At 71.8% G+C, this 16560-nt stretch carries 15 protein-coding genes; 1 reads left to right on the top strand and 14 read right to left on the bottom strand.

Going from position 1 to position 16560, the window contains the following annotated elements; all coding sequences use genetic code 11:
* Positions 1-115 precede the first annotated feature (115 nt).
* From ACZ3YO_RS29690 to nrdR, 14 genes are all read right to left on the bottom strand, one after another.
* Positions 116-967: a carbohydrate ABC transporter permease gene (locus ACZ3YO_RS29690; protein WP_465575294.1), complete on the bottom strand. Its 852-nt coding sequence runs from the start codon at positions 965-967 to the stop codon at positions 116-118.
* 146 nt (positions 968-1113) lie between these two features.
* Positions 1114-2136 (bottom strand): carbohydrate ABC transporter permease, encoded by a 1023-nt coding sequence (locus ACZ3YO_RS29695; RefSeq protein ID WP_465575297.1) that lies wholly within the window; start codon positions 2134-2136, stop codon positions 1114-1116.
* A gap of 110 nt (positions 2137-2246) precedes the next feature.
* Positions 2247-3647, bottom strand: a complete 1401-nt coding sequence (locus ACZ3YO_RS29700) for an ABC transporter substrate-binding protein (RefSeq protein WP_465575299.1) — start codon at positions 3645-3647, stop codon at positions 2247-2249.
* Positions 3648-3971: 324 nt separating this feature from the next.
* A complete protein-coding gene (locus ACZ3YO_RS29705; protein ID WP_465552000.1) occupies positions 3972-5177 on the bottom strand; it encodes a cytochrome P450 family protein in 1206 nt (401 codons plus the stop codon).
* Positions 5178-5232: 55 nt separating this feature from the next.
* A complete protein-coding gene (locus tag ACZ3YO_RS29710) occupies positions 5233-6477 on the bottom strand; it encodes a cytochrome P450 (protein ID WP_465575302.1) in 1245 nt (414 codons plus the stop codon).
* Positions 6474-7154 (bottom strand): GTP-binding protein, encoded by a 681-nt coding sequence (locus tag ACZ3YO_RS29715; RefSeq protein WP_465575305.1) that lies wholly within the window; start codon positions 7152-7154, stop codon positions 6474-6476. The genes ACZ3YO_RS29710 and ACZ3YO_RS29715 overlap by 4 nt, the downstream gene beginning before the upstream one ends.
* On the bottom strand, positions 7135-7503 hold the full coding sequence (locus ACZ3YO_RS29720) for a DUF742 domain-containing protein (RefSeq protein ID WP_465552004.1): 369 nt from the start codon (positions 7501-7503) through the stop codon (positions 7135-7137). The genes ACZ3YO_RS29715 and ACZ3YO_RS29720 overlap by 20 nt, the downstream gene beginning before the upstream one ends.
* Positions 7500-7943 (bottom strand): roadblock/LC7 domain-containing protein, encoded by a 444-nt coding sequence (locus ACZ3YO_RS29725; RefSeq protein ID WP_465552006.1) that lies wholly within the window; start codon positions 7941-7943, stop codon positions 7500-7502. The genes ACZ3YO_RS29720 and ACZ3YO_RS29725 overlap by 4 nt, the downstream gene beginning before the upstream one ends.
* Positions 7943-9631: a sensor histidine kinase gene (locus ACZ3YO_RS29730; protein WP_465575309.1), complete on the bottom strand. Its 1689-nt coding sequence runs from the start codon at positions 9629-9631 to the stop codon at positions 7943-7945. Before ACZ3YO_RS29730 ends, ACZ3YO_RS29725 begins: the two co-directional genes overlap by 1 nt.
* 228 nt (positions 9632-9859) lie before the next feature.
* The gene (locus ACZ3YO_RS29735; RefSeq protein WP_465575312.1) at positions 9860-10426 is read right to left on the bottom strand and encodes a Clp protease N-terminal domain-containing protein; all 567 of its coding nucleotides are present in this window, start codon (positions 10424-10426) and stop codon (positions 9860-9862) included.
* 3 nt (positions 10427-10429) lie between these two features.
* The gene (locus ACZ3YO_RS29740) at positions 10430-10666 is read right to left on the bottom strand and encodes an RNA polymerase subunit sigma-70 (RefSeq protein WP_396323784.1); all 237 of its coding nucleotides are present in this window, start codon (positions 10664-10666) and stop codon (positions 10430-10432) included.
* Positions 10667-10697: 31 nt separating this feature from the next.
* On the bottom strand, positions 10698-11462 hold the full coding sequence (locus ACZ3YO_RS29745) for an SDR family oxidoreductase (protein ID WP_465575316.1): 765 nt from the start codon (positions 11460-11462) through the stop codon (positions 10698-10700).
* Between the two features lie 176 nt (positions 11463-11638).
* Positions 11639-14527, bottom strand: coding sequence for a vitamin B12-dependent ribonucleotide reductase (locus tag ACZ3YO_RS29750; protein ID WP_465575319.1), 2889 nt, complete (start codon positions 14525-14527; stop codon positions 11639-11641).
* Positions 14528-14738: 211 nt separating this feature from the next.
* Complete coding sequence (gene nrdR / locus ACZ3YO_RS29755; protein ID WP_396323787.1) at positions 14739-15236, bottom strand: transcriptional regulator NrdR; 498 nt, start codon at positions 15234-15236, stop codon at positions 14739-14741.
* Positions 15237-15821: 585 nt separating this feature from the next.
* Here nrdR and lexA point away from each other — a divergent pair.
* Complete coding sequence (gene lexA, locus ACZ3YO_RS29760) at positions 15822-16484, top strand: transcriptional repressor LexA (RefSeq protein ID WP_224281048.1); 663 nt, start codon at positions 15822-15824, stop codon at positions 16482-16484.
* The last annotated feature ends 76 nt before the right edge of the window (positions 16485-16560 follow it).

A 16560-nucleotide genomic window follows, 5' to 3' on the forward strand; every position in this document is an offset into this window, starting at 1 on the left:
ACCGGTTGCGCGGCGAGCGTGTCCACGGAACCGCCACAATCCCCCGCCGGGACGCGTCACCCCTTGACCGTCGCCGCTTCGACCGCCACCGCTTGAACCGTCACCCTTTCGAGCGTCACCCCTTGACGGATCCGGCCAGCAGGCCGCGGACGAAGTACCGCTGGAGGCCGAAGAAGACCACCAGCGGGATCACGATCGACAGGAACGCCCCGGCGGTGAGCAGCTCCCAGCGCCCGCCGAAGGAGCCGGAGAGCTGCGCCAGCCGGACCGTCATCGGAGCCACCTCCGGGGTGCCGCCGGCGAAGGTCAGCGCCACCAGCAGGTCGTTCCAGACCCAGAGGAACTGGAAGATGGCGAACGAGGCCAGCGCCGGCGTGCAGAGCGGCAGCACGATCGACCGGAAGATCTTGAAGTGCGAGGCGCCGTCCACCACCGCCGCCTCCATCAGGTCGCGCGGCAGCTGGGCGATGAAGTTGTGCAGCAGGAAGATCGCCAGCGGCAGCGCGAACATGGTGTGCGCCAGCCAGACCGGCGCATACGTACCCTTCAGGTCCACCGCCGGGATCAGCGTCAGCGAGCCCAGGTGCGCGCCGCCGGAGAACAGCCGCAGCAGCGGGATCAGCGCCATCTGGATCGGCACCACCTGGAGCGCGAAGACCACGAAGAACACCGTGTCACTGCCCCGGAACCGCACCCAGGCCAGCCCGTACGCGGCCATCGCCGCCAGCACCAGCGGGAAGAGCGTCGCCGGGACGCTGATCGCCAGCGAGTTCACCAGGAACGGCATCAGGCCGGTGGAGACGCCGGAGCCGCCCTCGAACAGCACCGTGTGGTAGTTGGAGAGGCCGAGGTCGGGGTGGAGGAGGGCGTTCCACCAGCCGTCGGCGGTGACGTCCTGCTTGGGGCGCAGCGAGGTGACCAGCAGGCCCAGGGTGGGGATGGTCCAGAGCACGGTCACCGCGATCACGAAGACCGAGGCGAGCGGGCTGCTGAAAGCCTGCCGAACCGGGCCGCGCCGGTCGCCCGCCGGCCGGCGCCCACCGGACCGACGGCGCCCGCCCGGCCAACGGCTCCCACCCGACGGACGGCGCCCGCGCACCGGATCGAGCACGCTCATCGGACCCCACGCTCCTTCCGCAGCTGGACGATGTTGTAGGCCACCAGGGGCAGCACCGCGAGGAAGAGGATCACCGCGAGCGCACTGCCCCGCCCGGTGTTGAACTGCACGAAGGACTGCGAGTACATCTCGTTGGCCAGCACCTGGGTGCCGAAGTTCCCGCCCGTCATGGTGCGGACGATGTCGAAGGCCTTCAGCGTCGTGATCATGACGGTGGTGAGCACCACCACCACCGTGGTGCGGATCATCGGCACCGTGACGTACCAGAACAGCCGCGCCCCGCCGGCGCCGTCCAGCCGGGCGGCCTCGGTGACCTCGTCCGGGATCGCCTTGATCGCGGCCGAGAGCACCACCATCGCGAAGCCGGTCTGCACCCAGACCATGACCGCCATCAGCAGGAAGGTGTTCAGCGGCTGGGAGAGCATCCAGTTCGGCGGGTGCTCCCAGCCCAGCGCGATGGCGAGCTGGCTGAGCAGGCCGATCTGGTGCTGAGAGGCGTCCCGGGACTCGTAGACGAACTTGAAGATGATCGAGGCGCCGACCAGCGAGATCGCCATCGGCATGAAGATCAGCGACTTGTAGACCGCCTGGCCGCGCATCCGGTCCACCAGCAGCGCCAGCACCAGGCCCAGGCCGGTCGCGGCCAGGGGCGCGACCACCAGCCAGAGCAGGGTGGTGACCAGGATCTTCTGCACCGAGTCGGTGGTGAACGCCCAGCCGAAGTTCTCGCCGCCGACGAACCGGCTGCTGTCGTCGTTGTACAGGCTCAGGTAGACGGTGCGGACCAGCGGGGCGACCAGGCCGACCAGCAGCAGCACCACCGCCGGGCCCAGGAAGACCGCGACGGCCAGCGGGCGGGCGATCCGGCCGGACGCCCGGCCGGCGGCCAGGAAGACCAGCAGCAGGATTCCGAGGAAGCCCGCGATCGCGCCGAAGCTGTTGCCGAACTTGACGGCCGCGTCACCCCAGGCACCGGCGGCCGGCGTGCCGTCCGCGAGCGCGGTGGCGGTCAGGGACATGGCTGCGCGTCCTTTCCCTGCCCGCAGGCAGAGAGGAGGGGCGGGCGGTGCGGGTGGGTGGCCCCGCACCGCCCTCGACAGATGGTCCTCACGTGGCGCCCGGCGCGCCGCTACTGCGGCCAGGCCGCGTCGATGTCGGCGGCGGTCTTCTGGACGGACTGGCCCTCCGCGAACCAGGCGGTCAGCGACTTCCACTCCTGCCCGGCGCCGACCGCTGCCGGCATGAGGTCCGAGCCGTCGAAGCGGAAGGTGGCCGCCGGGTCGGTCAGCGCGTCGGCGGAGAGCCGGTCGATCGGGTCGGTGTAGAGACTCTTGTCTACGCCCTGGTTGGCGGAGACCCAGCCCGTCGCGGTCTTCACGCGGCTGCTCGCCCAGTCCGCGCTGGACAGGTAGTTCTGCACCGCCTGCACCTCGGGCCGGCTCGCGAACGCGGTCAGGAACTCGCCGCCGCCCTCGACCGGGTTGGCGACCTGCGGGTTCACCGCCGGCAGGTGGAAGGCGAAGATGTCGCCGTCCGGGCCCACGTTGGTGCCCTTGGGCCACTGCGCCTTGTAGAAGGACGCCTGCTGGAGCAGGAGGCACTTGCCGGTGAGGATCGGCGCGCCCGCGTCCTGGAAGGTCGTGGTGGCGATCGACTTCACGTCGCCGTAGCCCCCGTTGACCCAGGCCGGGTTCTGCATCCAGTCCGCGACGGTCTTCATCGCCGTGGTGATCTTCTCGTCGGAGAACTTCACCTTGTGGCTCACCCACTGGTCGTACACGTCGCCGCCGTACGAGCCCAGCACCACTTCCTCCAGCCAGTCGGTGGCCGGCCAGCCGGTGGCCGTCCCGGAGGCGATGCCGCCGCACCACGGCTTGCCGCCGCCGGCCTTGGCGATCCGGTCGCTGAGCGCCATCAGGTCGGCCCACGTCTTGGGGACCTCGTAGCCGGCCTGCTTGAAGGTCTTCGGCGAGTACCAGACCAGGGACTTCATGTTGGCGCTCATCGGTGCCGCGTAGAAGGTGCCGTTCACCGAGCCGTAGGTCTTCCAGACCGGGCTCCACTTCTCCTGGTTGGCGACGGTCTGCGCGGGCGGCTTCACCACCTTGCCGCTCTTCACCATCTGCGCCAGCAGCCCGGGCTGCGGGATGATCGCGAAGTCGGGGGCGTTGCCGCCGGTCACCCGGACCGGCAGCTGGGACTCGAAGTCGTTCGAGCCCTCGTAGCTGATCTTGATGCCGGTACAGGAGCTGAACTCGGACCAGGACTTCTCCAGGTTGTCCGACTCCGGGCTGAGGATCGACGCGAAGACCGTCACCGTGGTGCCCGAATGCCCCGCGTACGGCTGGTACTTGGCGCAGTCACCGGCCAGGGTCTGCCCCCCGCCGCCCGAACCGCCCCCCGAACTACTCGAACTGTTGGAGCAGGCCGCGGTCAGCGCCAGTGCTGCCAGCAGGGCGGGTACGGCGACCAGACGGCGGGAACGGGTGGAGGGCGTACACGTGGACGGGACGGTCGGGGTGGGGGTCAATGCGGTCCTCCTCGCCAGGGCGCAGAGCGCCGGCAGTACGACAGAACGACATTGCGCTGTACCGGAGATCGACATGGACGCGGCGGCGGCCGGTTTGACGACGTTAACGCAGCGGCCACCCCTCGCCAAGGTCTGCGTTCGACCTTCATCCACTCATCGCCCAAGTTGTGACCCGGGCACGTGCCCCGCCCGCACCCGAGACCCGGGGCCGTGCCCCGCCCGAACGCCACACGGCCCCGCCCTACCGTCACACAGCCCCGCCCGAACGCCGCACGGCCCCGTCCGGGCCTGACGGGCCGAACGGGACCGTGCGACGACCTGCCGTCAGCGGAGCCGGACGGGCAGCTCCCGCAGCGAGTTGACCACCAGGGACGGGCTCGGCCGCAGCTCCTCGTCCCCCACCGCCAGCGCCAGCTCCGGGAACCGCTCGAACAGTGCCGGCAGCGCGACCCCCGCCTCCAACCGGGCCAGCGGCGACCCGGGGCAGACATGCGGGCCGTGGCCGAACGAGAGGTGGCGGATCGGGTCCCGGGTGATGTCGAACAGCTCGGCGGTCATGCCGTGCTGCGCCGGGTCGCGGCCGATCGCGTTGTACGAGATCAGCACCGGCTCGCCCGCGGGGATCACCACCTCACCCACCTCGACGTCCCCGGTGGTGAACCGGAAGAGGAAGTTGCTGGTCGGCGGCGTCCAGCGGAGCGACTCCTCGACCACCGCGTCCCACCCGACCTTGCCCGAGCGCACCAGCTCCAGCTGGTCCGGGTGGGCCAGCAAGGCCCGGACGGCGTTGCCGATCAGGTTCACGGTGGTCTCGTGGCCCGCCGCGATGATCACCCGCAGGGTGGCCGCCGCCTCCGCGTCGCTCAGCGCGCCGCCCTCGGTGTCCGCCGCCAGCAGCACGCTGGCCAGGTCGTCGCCGGGCGCCGAACGACGCTGCGCCACCAGGTCGTTGACGAAGGCGTTCAGCCCGGCGATGGTCGCCTGGATGCCCTCGGGGTTGGGCCGGATGCCGAAGAACCGCTCGTACAGGTCGCGCAGGTGGCCGTGGTCGGACTCCGGCACGCCGAGCAGCGAGCAGATCACCGTCATCGGCAGCGGGAAGGCGAACGCGGTCTTGAGGTCCACCTCCCGCTCCCCCGCCGCCAGCGCGTCCAGCAGCCCGAGGGTGATCTCCTCCACCCGCGGGCGCATCAGCTCCACCCGGCGCGGCGTGAACGCCTGGGCCACCAGCGCCCGCAGCCGCCGGTGCTCGGCGCCGTCGGTGGTCACCATGCTCGGGCCGGGCACCGCCAGGCCGATCAGCGGCCACGTCTTCGGCACGTCGCCGCGCTGGTAGGCAGCCCAGTGCGAGGCGTCCTTCACCAGCCGGGCGTCGGTCAGCAGGTCCCGCGCGGCCGCGTGCTGCGTCACCGCCCAGGCGGCGACCCCGCCGGGCAGCTCCACCGCCACCGCCGGGCCGGCGGCGCGCAGCAGCGCACCCTCGGCGGCGTTGTCGCGCGCCAGCGGATCGAGGGCTATCGGGGCGGTCATCGGCACAACTCTCCTTGAGGTCCTGGTTCTTGCAACAGCCGAACAGCCGGCCGGCTCAGGCGTGGTAGCCCGCGGTGAACGACACCGGCAGCGCCACCAGCCCGCGCACCCAGGCCGACGGGCGCCAGACCAGCGCGTGCTCGGCCACCGCCAGCCGCAGGTCCGGCAGCCGGTCCAGCAGCACCTCGATCGCGGTGGTGGCGATCACCTCGGCCGCCTCCTGCGCCGGGAAGGGGCAGCCGTGCTCGCCGTACGAGTAGCTCATGTGCGCCCGGTTGCCCTCGGCCGGGCTGCCGTCGGGCTGACGCACCGACGGGTCCGCGTTCGCGCCCGCGAAACCGAGCAGCACCATGTCCCCGGCGGCGATCCGCTGCCCGGCGAGCTGGGTGTCCCGGGTCGCCCAGCGGCCGGCGAAGATCTGCGTCGGGGTGTCCTCCCAGAGCGCCTCGTTCAGCGCCTGGCTGATGCTGCGCCGGCCGCCGGAGAGCGAGGCGGCGAACCGCTCGTCGGTGAGCATCAGCCGCAGCGCGTTGGAGATCCAGTACGAACTGGGCTGGTGCCCGGCGATCAGGATCACCCGCAGGTCACGCATGATCTCGTCGTGCGACAGGCCCGCGTCGTGCTGGAGCATCGCGGTGGCGATGTCGTTGCCGGGGTGCTCGGCCTTCTCCTCGACCAGTTGCAGCATCACGCCGAGCAGCCGCTGCGCGCCGGCGGGCGCGTCCGGGCCGCCGTCCAGCATCGTCAGCAGGCCGTCGATCAGGACCGGCGCCTGCTCCTCGTTCAGCCCGAACAGCCGGCAGAGCACCAGCAGCGGCATCCGGTGGGCGTACTCGGCGACCAGGTCGGCCTCGCCGCGCCCGGCGAACTCGTCGATCAGCCGGTCGGCGATCTCCTCCGCGTGCTTGCGCAGCTCGTACGGGTCGACGGCGGCCAGCGCGTCGGTGACCGCCCGGGAACGGCGGACGTGCTCCTCGCCCTCGGCGTACAGGATCGACGGCACCGGGGCCATCATCGGCTTGAGCGGCCAGTTCTCGGGGATGGTCTCCCAGGCGTTCCAGCGGCTGGAGTCGCGGCCGAACAGCTGCGGCTGACCGGTCACCAGCTGGAGCTCGCGGTAGCCGATCACCAGCCAGGCCGGGACGCCTCCGGCCAGCTCCACCGGGGCGACGGGGCCGTGGGCGGCCCGCAGCTCGCGGTAGAGCTGCCCCGGGTCGGTCTGGAAGCGCGGCCCGTACAGCGGGGTGGCGCCGGCGTGCGCCGGGCAGCCCGGCGGCGGGGTGGCGGCGGGCTCGGTCACGGCGTGCTCTCCTCGTACAGGGACGGGTCGGTGATGCCTTCTGTTGCCAGTAGGGCGGCGTCGCCCCCGACGCGGGCGGCCGCTTCGACCCGGGCGGCCAGGTGCCGGACCAGCTCGATCAGCACCTGCTTGCTCGACTCCCGGTCGCGCGCGTCGCAGTCCACCAGGGGGACGTCCACGGGCAGGTCGAGCGCCTCGCGGACCTGCTCCAGCGTGTGGGTCGGCTCACCGAAGTTGTTCCGGGCCACGATGAACGGCGTGCCGTGGTGTTCCAGCCGGTCGATGGCGTACCAGGACTCCTCCAGCCGCCGGGTGTCCACCAGGACGACCGCGCCGAGGGCGCCGCTGAACAGCCGGTCCCAGAGAAACCAGAAACGTTCCTGCCCGGGCGCGCCGAACAGGTACAGCACCTGGCTGGCGGAGAGTGTGATCCGGCCGAAGTCGAACGCGACCGTGGTGGAGCGCTTGCCCCAGGCGCCCGAGGGGTCGTCGATCCCCTCGCCCGCCTTGGTCATGGTCTCCTCGGTGTTCAGCGGACGGATCTCGCTGACCGCGCCGACGAGCGTGGTCTTGCCCACGCCGAAGCCGCCGACCACGACGATCTTCAGCGCGTTGTCGGCGGTGCCGCGCAGCGGCGTGCGCCGGGCCGCCGGTGCCTCAGAGCCGTTGGAGTCCATGCAGCACCTGCTTCAGCGTGTCGAGGTCGGGCAGCCGGGCCTTGTTGGGGGCGAACCGGGGGTGGCGGGCGGTGATCGCCCCGGTCTCCAGCAGGTCGCCGAGGAGGATCTTCACCACCGAGACCGGCAGCGCCAGCTCGGCGGAGACCTCCACGACGGCGGTCGGGGCCTCGCACATCCGCAGGATGCGGACGTGCTCCGACTGCATGCCCGGCGCCGGCTCCCGCTCGGCGACGATCAGGGTGACCAGGTCGAAGGCGTTCTCCGGGGACCGGCTGCGGCCCCGGGTGATGGTGTAAAGGCGGTCCGGGTCGTCGTCACGGCCCGGCAGAACCGGCCGGCCGGTCATGCCCGGGCGCTCTCTCGGGCCGGGTCCGCCGCGCCCGCCAGGTCCTCGCGGGCCGGGGCACTGAGGTGGACGCCGATCTGCTCGATCAGGCCGTGCATGTTGTGGCCGACCACACCCACGTCCGCGTCGTCGTCGGTCACCACGGCGAGGTGGGCACCCTCGCCGGCCGCCACGATGCACAGGATGCCGCCGTGGAACTCGGTCATCGACTGCCGGACGCCGCCGCTGCCGTCGCCGAACTCGATCGAGGCGCCGTGCGCCAGGCTCTGCATGCCGGAGGCGATCGCCGCCAGCTGGTCCGCCTGGTCGGCGTCGAGACCGGCGGTGTGGCAGAGCTTCAGGCCGTCGGCGGAGAGCACCAGGGCGTGCCGGGTGCCGGGGGTGGCCGTCAGCAGGTTTTCCAACAGCCAGTCGAGATCACGATCGGTGGCGCTGCTCATCAGGAGTCCTTCTCGGTGACGGGGGAAGCGTCGGGCGTGGTGTCCGTGGTCGGTTCGCCACCGCTCCTGGCCTGCTGCGAGGCGCGGCGGAAGGCGCCGAACCGGGCGGCGGCGCTCGCCGCGTCGCCACGGGCGGGCCTGGCGGCGGGGGCCGCCGGGGCGGCCGTGGCGAGCGTCTGCCCGCGGCGGCGCTGCGGCAGGCCGCTGTCGGTGACCGGCGCGGGCGCGTCGGCCCGGGTGGCCGGGGCGGGGACGGCGGGGGCCGGGGCGGGGGCCGCCGGAGCAGCCGGCACGGCGGGCAGGGGGCGCGCAGGTGCGATGGCGGGCGGGAGGGCCGGGGTGAGTGCGGGGCGCGCGGGAGCCTGCGCGGCCGGGCGATCCGGTACGGGCGCCGGGGCGGGCTCCGGGGCGGGGTGCGTCACCAGCTGCTGCGGGATCAGCATCACCACCCCGGTACCGCCGCGCGCCGACGGCCGGAACGAGATCTGCAGCCCGTGCTTGCGGGCCAGCGTGCCGACCACCGCAAGGCCGAGCCGGGTGCCCGCCGACAGCGTGGTGAGGTCCAGCGGCTCGGCGGAGACGGCCCGTTCGGCCCGGCGCAGCCAACTGTCGCCCAGCCCGAGGCCGCTGTCCTCGACGGTGACCGCCAGCCCGGCCGGCACCTCCTCGACGTAGACGTGGACCTCGGCCGGCGGGGCGGAGAAGTTGGTGGCGTTGTCGAGCAGTTCGGCGAGCGCGTGCATCACGCCCTCGGCGGCGAACCCGGCCACGGCGGCGGTGCTGGCGTTGTGCAGCCGGACCCGCTGGTACGCGCCGATCCGGCCGAGCGCGCCGCGCAGCACCGACTCCACGGCGATCGGCTTGGCCCAGCGCCGGCCCGAACGGGCGCCGGTGAGTACGGCGATGCCGTCGGCCATCCGGCCCGCCTGCGCGGTGGAGTGGTCCAGCCGCAGCAGGTCGCCGAGGACCTCCTCGTCGTGCCGGTGCTGCATCTCCCGCAGCTCGGCGTGCATGCTCGTGGCCAGCGCCTGGACGCGCCCGGCGGCGGTCGCGCAGACCGCGAGGGCGGCGGCCCGCAGCCGCTCGCCCCGGCCGACCTCCTCGGCAACGGCCCGCAGCAGCGCGTACTGGGGGTGCTTGCGGTGCGTGGCCAGCGCGCTGTCGACGGAGGCGCCGTCGCGGAGCCTCTTCACCACCTCGGGCAGCACCTCGTCGGCCAGCCGTTCCAACCGGTCGCGGTCGGCCCGCTCCGCCTCGACGTCGGCCCGCGCCCGGGCCAGTTCGCTCTGCGCGGCGGCGACGTCGGCCCGGGCCTGCGCCAGCTCGGCGCGGGCGGCGTCGCACTCGGCCTGAGCGGCGGCGGCCCGCTGCCGGGCCGCCGTCTCCGCCTGCTTGGCCGCACCGGCCACGACCAGGGCCGTCATGGCCTCGTCGTCCTTCCCGGCGAGCGCGGCGCCGAGCCGGTGGCCGCGTTCGGTGGCGGACGCCGCCACCCCGACGACGATCAGCCAGAGCACGGCGACCGCGCCGACGGCCACGGCGGTCAGCGGCTGGTGGGCCGCCGACGCCCGGCCGATCGCGATCGGGGTGACGACCAGCGCGAGCAGGACCGCCGCCGCCGTCAGGGCCACGGTGCGCGCGGCGGGTCGTCGGCGCGGGCCGCCGTCGGGGCTGGTGCGTTCTCTCATCGGTGCGGTCCTCGGCAGCGGCGGGCGTCGACGGGCTGACGCCGACAGCGGGCTAGGCGAATGCGCGACCGCCCGGCCGACGTGATGAAACGTCTCCGGGCGGTTGATCGGTTCACGCAGTCGGCCGATCATATCCATTCAGCTGTTGTCCTCAACTGGCAAGTTGACGGACAGTCTCGTTCGTTCACGCTTCGTGCACCGATCCGCGGCGAGCCCGCCGCAACTCCGTCAGCCCAGCGTCGCCTCCACCGCCCGCCGGACGGCGTCCACATCCAGCCCGTGGTCGGCGATCACCCTGACCCCGAGACCCTCGCCCTCCCGGAGCACCCCCAGCAGCAGGTGCCCGACCGCGATCTCACCGGACTTCAGCCGGACCGACTCGCGCAGGGACAGCTCCAGCACCTTCCTCGCCCGCGCCGTGAACGGACTCCGCCGCGCCTTCGGCCCGGACCGGAACCAGCCGCGCCGCCGCACCTCCGGTCCCTCCCCCGGATCGTCCAGCGCCCCCTCCCCGAACACCGACTCCACCGCCTCCCGGACGGCCTCCAGGTCCACCCCGATCGCCGCCAGCGCCTGGGCGTCCTCCCCCGTCCCCAGCAGCCGCAACACCGCCTGCCTGGCCGTCTCGTGATCCAGGCCCGAGCCCACCAGCACCACGACCGCCGGGTCGTCCGGCTCCGCCAGCAGCGACAGCAGCAGGTGCTCCGTCCCGACGTACCCGTGCCGCAGCCCGGCCGCCTCCTGCTGCGCCCGCAGCACCACCTGCCGCGCACGGTCGGTGAAACGCTCGAACATCGCTCAGCCTCCGTCCTTTTCTCCACCGGGCCCACGCCGGGCGTACTTCTTGTGCACCGCCTGCCGGCTCACCCCGAGACAGACCGCGATGTCCTGCCAGGACCAGCCCTGCTGCCGGGCGTTCCCGACCTGCAACCCCTCCAGCCGGTCCGCCAGGTCACGCAACGCCCGCACCGCCCGGAGCCCCACCGCCGGATCACGGCTGCTCGCCGCCGCCGCGAGTTCTCTGCTCTCGCTCATACTGTCAACTTAGGTTGACACTCGCGCCGCGTCAACCCTGGTTGACACCTTGGCGCAGCGCCTCCTCGAAGGTCCGCCGCCCGTCCGCATGCTCCGGCGCGAGGTTCCCGCCCGCCCGCAGCGCCCGGACCACCGAACCCGGCAGTCGCAGCGGCAGCAGCAGCCGGCGCTTGCCCGCCGCCGCGAGGTACACCTGCGCCAGCTCCCGGTACGTCCGCACCCGTGGCCCGCCCAGGTCCGGCGCGTACCCCGCCGGCTCCTCCCCCGCCAGCCCGGCCACCCGCGCGGCCACCTCCCGCACCTCCACCGGCTGGATCCGCACGCCGCTCACCACCGGGAAGACCGGCAGCTTCGCCGACAACCGGAATACCTTGACCAGCAGGTCGTGGAACTGCGTCGCCCGCAGCACCGTCCACCCCACCCCCGACTCCCGCACCAGCTGCTCGGCCGCGTACTTCGTCCGGTAGTACGGGAGCGGCACCCGGTCCACGCCCACGATCGACACGTAGACGACGTGCCGCACCCCGGCCGCCTTCGCCGCGTCCAGCAGCGTCCCGACCGCCACCAGGTCCTTGCTGCCGATGGTGGTGGCACAGTCGACCACCACCTCGACCCCCGCCACCGCCTCGGCCACCCCGGCCCCGGTCAGCAGGTCCCCCACCACCCACGCGACCCCGCTGCCGCTGCGCTCCCGCCGGCTCAGCCCCCGCACCGAGAAGCCCCGTTCGACCAGCAGCCGCACCACCTCCCGCCCCAGCGTCCCCGTCGCCCCGGTCACCAGCACCGTCCCGGCCATCGCCGTCCCCGTCCTCTCGTCACGGTCATCTGCCGTATGAGACCGAGCAGCCCTCCGATTTGTGACATCGGCAGGTACCCGGGCACGAAAACGCCCGGAGAACGACGAAGAGGCGGGGCGAGGACACGAAGTCCTCGCCCCGCCTCAGCGGTGGATCACCGCTCGCGGGTCAGCGGTCAGCTGCAGCCGCTGGTGGAGCCGCAGCCCTCGCAGAGGTAGCAGCTGCCGGCGCGGCGCATCTTGGTGCCGCAGGAGAAGCAGAGCGGCGCGTCGGCGTTGAGGCCGAGCTGGATCTCCATCAGCTCCGTCGAGTTGTGGGGCTGGGCCGGGGTGGCCTTGCGGGCCTCGACCGCCGGGGCGGGCTTGGCCACCGGGGCCGCCGGGGTGACCGGGGCGGACTGGGCGAGCGTCTCGGTGTCCAGCTCCTCGGCCTCCAGCGGCTCGTAGGAGCCGGTCTCCAGGTGGCGCTGGCGCTCCTCGACGGAGTGGATGCCGAGCGCGGAGCGGGTCTCGAAGGGCAGGAAGTCCAGCGCCAGGCGACGGAAGATGTAGTCGACGATCGACTGGGCCATCCGCACGTCCGGGTCGTCGGTCAGGCCGGCCGGCTCGAAGCGCATGTTGGTGAACTTCGAGACGTAGGTCTCCAGCGGCACGCCGTACTGGAGGCCGACCGAGACGGCGATCGAGAAGGCGTCCATCATGCCGGCGAGGGTCGAGCCCTGCTTGGACATCTTCAGGAAGACCTCGCCGAGGCCGTCGTCCGGGTAGGAGTTGGCGGTCATGTAGCCCTCGGCGCCACCGACCGTGAAGGAGGTGGTGATGCCCGGGCGGCCCTTGGGGAGGCGCTTGCGGACGGGGCGGTACTCGACGACCTTCTCGACGACGGACGCGCTCTCGGAGGCCTTGACCTCGTCGCTGTCCTTCTTCTTGGCCGAGAGCGGCTGGCCGACCTTCGAGTTTTCGCGGTAGATGGCGAGCGCCTTGACGCCCATCTTCCACGCCTCGAAGTAGATCTCCTCGACGTCCTCGACGGTCGCGGAGGCCGGCATGTTCACCGTCTTGGAGATGGCGCCGGAGATCCAGGGCTGGATCGCCGACATCATCCGCACGTGACCCATCGGCGAGATGGAGCGCTCGCCCATCGCGCAGTCGAAGACCTCGTAGTGCTCGGTCTTCAGGCCGGGCGCGTCCACCACGTTGCCGTGCTCGGCGATGTGGGCGACGACCGCCTCGATCTGCTCGCCCTGGTAGCCGAGGCGCTTGAGGGCGCGCGGGACGGTGCCGTTGACGATCTGCATCGAGCCGCCGCCGACGAGCTTCTTGAACTTGACCAGGGCGAGGTCGGGCTCGACGCCGGTGGTGTCGCAGTCCATCATCAGGCCGATGGTGCCGGTCGGGGCGAGCACCGACGCCTGGGCGTTGCGGAAGCCGTTCTGCGCGCCGATGCGCAGCACGTCCTGCCAGGTCTCGGTGGCGGCGGCCCAGACCGGGGCGTCCAGGTCGTCGACCGAGACGGCGGCGACCGAGGCGTCCGCGTGCTGCTTCATGACCCGCTGGTGCGGGGCGGCGTTGCGGGCGTAGCCGTCGTACGGGCCCACCACGCCTGCGAGTTCGGCGCCGCGGCGGTAGGCGGTGCCGGTCATCAGGGAGGTGATGGCGCCGGCCAGGGCGCGGCCGCCCTCGCTGTCGTAGGCGTGGCCGGTGGCCATCAGCAGGGCGCCGAGGTTGGCGTAGCCGATGCCGAGCTGGCGGTAGGCGCGGGTGGTCTCGCCGATCTTCTCGGTGGGGAAGTCGGCGAAGCAGATGGAGATGTCCATCGCGGTGATGACGAGCTCGACGACCTTGGCGAAGGTCGTGGCGTCGAACGAGTCGTCGTCGCGCAGGAACTTCATCAGGTTGAGCGAGGCGAGGTTGCAGCTGGAGTTGTCCAGGTGCATGTACTCGGAGCAGGGGTTGGAGGCGTTGATGCGTCCGGACTCCGGGCAGGTGTGCCAGTGGTTGATGGTGGAGTCGTACTGGATGCCGGGGTCGGCGCAGGCCCAGGCGGCCTCGGCCATCTTGCGGAAGAGCTTCTTCGCGTCGACGGTCTCGATGACCTCGCCGGTCATGCGGGCGCGCAGGCCGAATTCGGTGCCGTTCTCGACGGCGGTCATGAATTCGTCGTTGACCCGGACCGAGTTGTTGGCGTTCTGGTACTGGACGGAGGCGATGTCGTCCCCGCCGAGGTCCATGTCGAAGCCCGCGTCGCGCAGGGCGCGGATCTTCTCCTCCTCCTTCACCTTGGTCTCGATGAAGGCCTCGACGTCGGGGTGGTCGACGTCGAGTACGACCATCTTGGCCGCGCGGCGGGTGGCGCCGCCGGACTTGATGGTGCCGGCGGAGGCGTCGGCGCCGCGCATGAAGGAGACCGGGCCGGAGGCGTTGCCGCCGGAGGAGAGCAGCTCCTTGGAGGAGCGGATCCGGGAGAGGTTGAGGCCGGCGCCGGAGCCGCCCTTGAAGATCATGCCCTCTTCCTTGTACCAGTCGAGGATCGACTCCATGGAGTCGTCGACGGCCAGGATGAAGCAGGCGCTGACCTGCTGGGGCTGCTTGGTGCCGACGTTGAACCAGACCGGCGAGTTGAAGCTGAACACCTGGTGGAGGAGGGCGTGGGTCAGCTCGTGCTCGAAGACCTCGGCGTCGCCGGGGGTGGCGAAGTAGCCGTTCTTCTCACCGGCGGCGCGGTAGGTGAGCACCACGCGGTCGATGATCTGCTTGAGGCTCCACTCGCGCTGCGGGGTGCCGACGGCGCCGCGGAAGTACTTGGACGTCACGATGTTGACGGCGTTGACCGACCAGAAGTCGGGGAACTCGACGCCGCGCTGCTCGAAGTTGATCGAGCCGTCGCGCCAGTTGGTCATGACGACGTCGCGGCGCTCCCAGCGGACCTCGTCATAGGGGTGGACGCCAGGGGTGGTGTAGATGCGCTCGATCCGCAGGCCGCCCTTGGGCGCCTTGCCGGCACCCTTCGTCGTGGCCTTGTCGGACTTCGACCCGCGTGCGGAACCGCTCGTGGTGTCTGTCACTTCTCGCTCCTCCTCCTGGGCAAACGCCCAAAGTGCCCCGAAAAGTCCGGGCACCGCTGGTTCGCTCTTCCGGTGTGCGGACAGGCGACGACCTGCCTGCTTCCGCACGGTTTGTGGTGTTCTGTGCACCGTTTCCGGGCACGCATCGGCCCCGGAGGGGGCCGGTGTGGCGATCGGCCCCGGGAGGGGCCGGTGTGCTGAGCCGGGCCTCCTAGGGCGCGGCGGCGGGGACGGGCACGCAGGTGCCGTCCGCCTCGGGGACGGGCCGTTCGGCGCGGATCTCCGCGATGGCGGCCTCGAAGTCTTCCAGGCCGTCGTACGCCTGGTACACGCTGGCGAAGCGCAGGTAGGCGACGACGTCGAGCTGCTTGAGCGGTCCGAGTATGGCCAGACCCACGTCGTGGGTGGTGAGCTCGGACTTGCCGGTGGCCCGCACGCATTCCTCGACCTTCTGGCCGAGCTGGGCGAGGGCGTCCTCGGTGACCGGGCGGCCCTGGCAGGCCTTGCGGACTCCGGAGATGACCTTCTCCCGGGAGAACGGCTCGGTGACACCGCTGCGCTTGATGACCATGAGTGCGGCCGTCTCCACCGTGGTGAAGCGGCGGCCGCAATCCGGGCACTGCCGGCGGCGGCGGATCGAGCTGCCGTCTTCGGTGGTCCGGCTGTCGACGACGCGGCTGTCGGAGTGCCGGCAGAAGGGGCAGTGCACCTGAGGATCCCTCCCGGGCAGAACGTGCGGACTGGTCGAGTCTACGCGATGACGACCCGGCCTCGGCAAGCTGATCATGCACCGTGACCACTAGTACTGGGCACGATGAGGACTGTAGCCACTACATGTAGGTCTTCGGGGGAGGCAGCGCGGCGGGCGTGTCGGTCCGGACGCGACGGTCCCGCCGGTGCGGATTAGACTGCCGGGGCCGACTTCGAGTCGAACATTTAATCGATGTACAACAAAGCCTTGATCGAGTCAGCCAACTCCCGAATAATTCACTCGAACGTGTGTTTGGCGCAACCTTTCGATAGGAGGTGCCGTTGGGCTGGAAAAGGGAGAGGACAGCCGTCGAGAGGGGCCGCCGTGAACACGATCGAAAGCAACACCATCCCGGTGCAGGAACACTCCCAGCTCAAGGTGGGGCAGCGCACCACGAATCAGCAGAGTGTGGACGTCAGCATGGACCGTAGCGAAGAACACCGACTCTCCGGCGCGGCCATTTCCAGCACGAGCCGCGTTCCCGACCAGCCGATCGAGCATTCCCCCGTGCTGGACGACTCGCACCCCGCCCCCGCGCGCTCGATGCCGGGGCGCCCCCCCGGCATCCGCACCGACGAGGCCGGGCTGACGGAGCGCCAGCGCCGGGTGATCGAGGTCATCCGGGACTCCGTCCAGCGCCGCGGCTACCCGCCGTCCATGCGCGAGATCGGCCAGGCCGTCGGCCTGTCCAGCACCTCCTCCGTCGCCCATCAGCTGATGGCCCTGGAGCGCAAGGGGTTCCTCCGCCGCGATCCGCACCGCCCGCGCGCCTACGAGGTCCGCGGTGTCGAGGTGGCCCGCCCCAACACCGCCGAGACGGCCGGGCGCCCGTCCACCTCGTACGTGCCGCTGGTCGGCCGGATCGCCGCCGGCGGTCCGATCCTGGCCGAGCAGACGGTCGAGGACGTCTTCCCGCTGCCGCGCCAACTGGTCGGCGAGGGCGAGCTGTTCGCGCTCACCGTGCGCGGCGACTCGATGATCGAGGCGGCCATCTGCGACGGCGACTGGGTGACCGTCCGCCGCCAGCCGGTCGCCGAGAACGGCGACATCGTGGCCGCGATGATCGACGGCGAGGCCACCGTCAAGCGCCTCAAGCGCGAGGACGGCCGGATCTGGCTGATGCCGCACAACCCGGCGTACGAGCCGATCAACGGCGACAACGCGACCATCCTGGGCAAGGTCGTCGCGGTCCTGCGCCGTCTCTGAGCGCCGCCACAGCACGCACCGGGAAGGGGCTCCACCGCAGAGTGCGGGGAGCCCCTCCGGCGTTCCCGGGCCACGC

The sequence above is a fragment of the Kitasatospora sp. NPDC022785 genome (assembly GCF_055561295.1).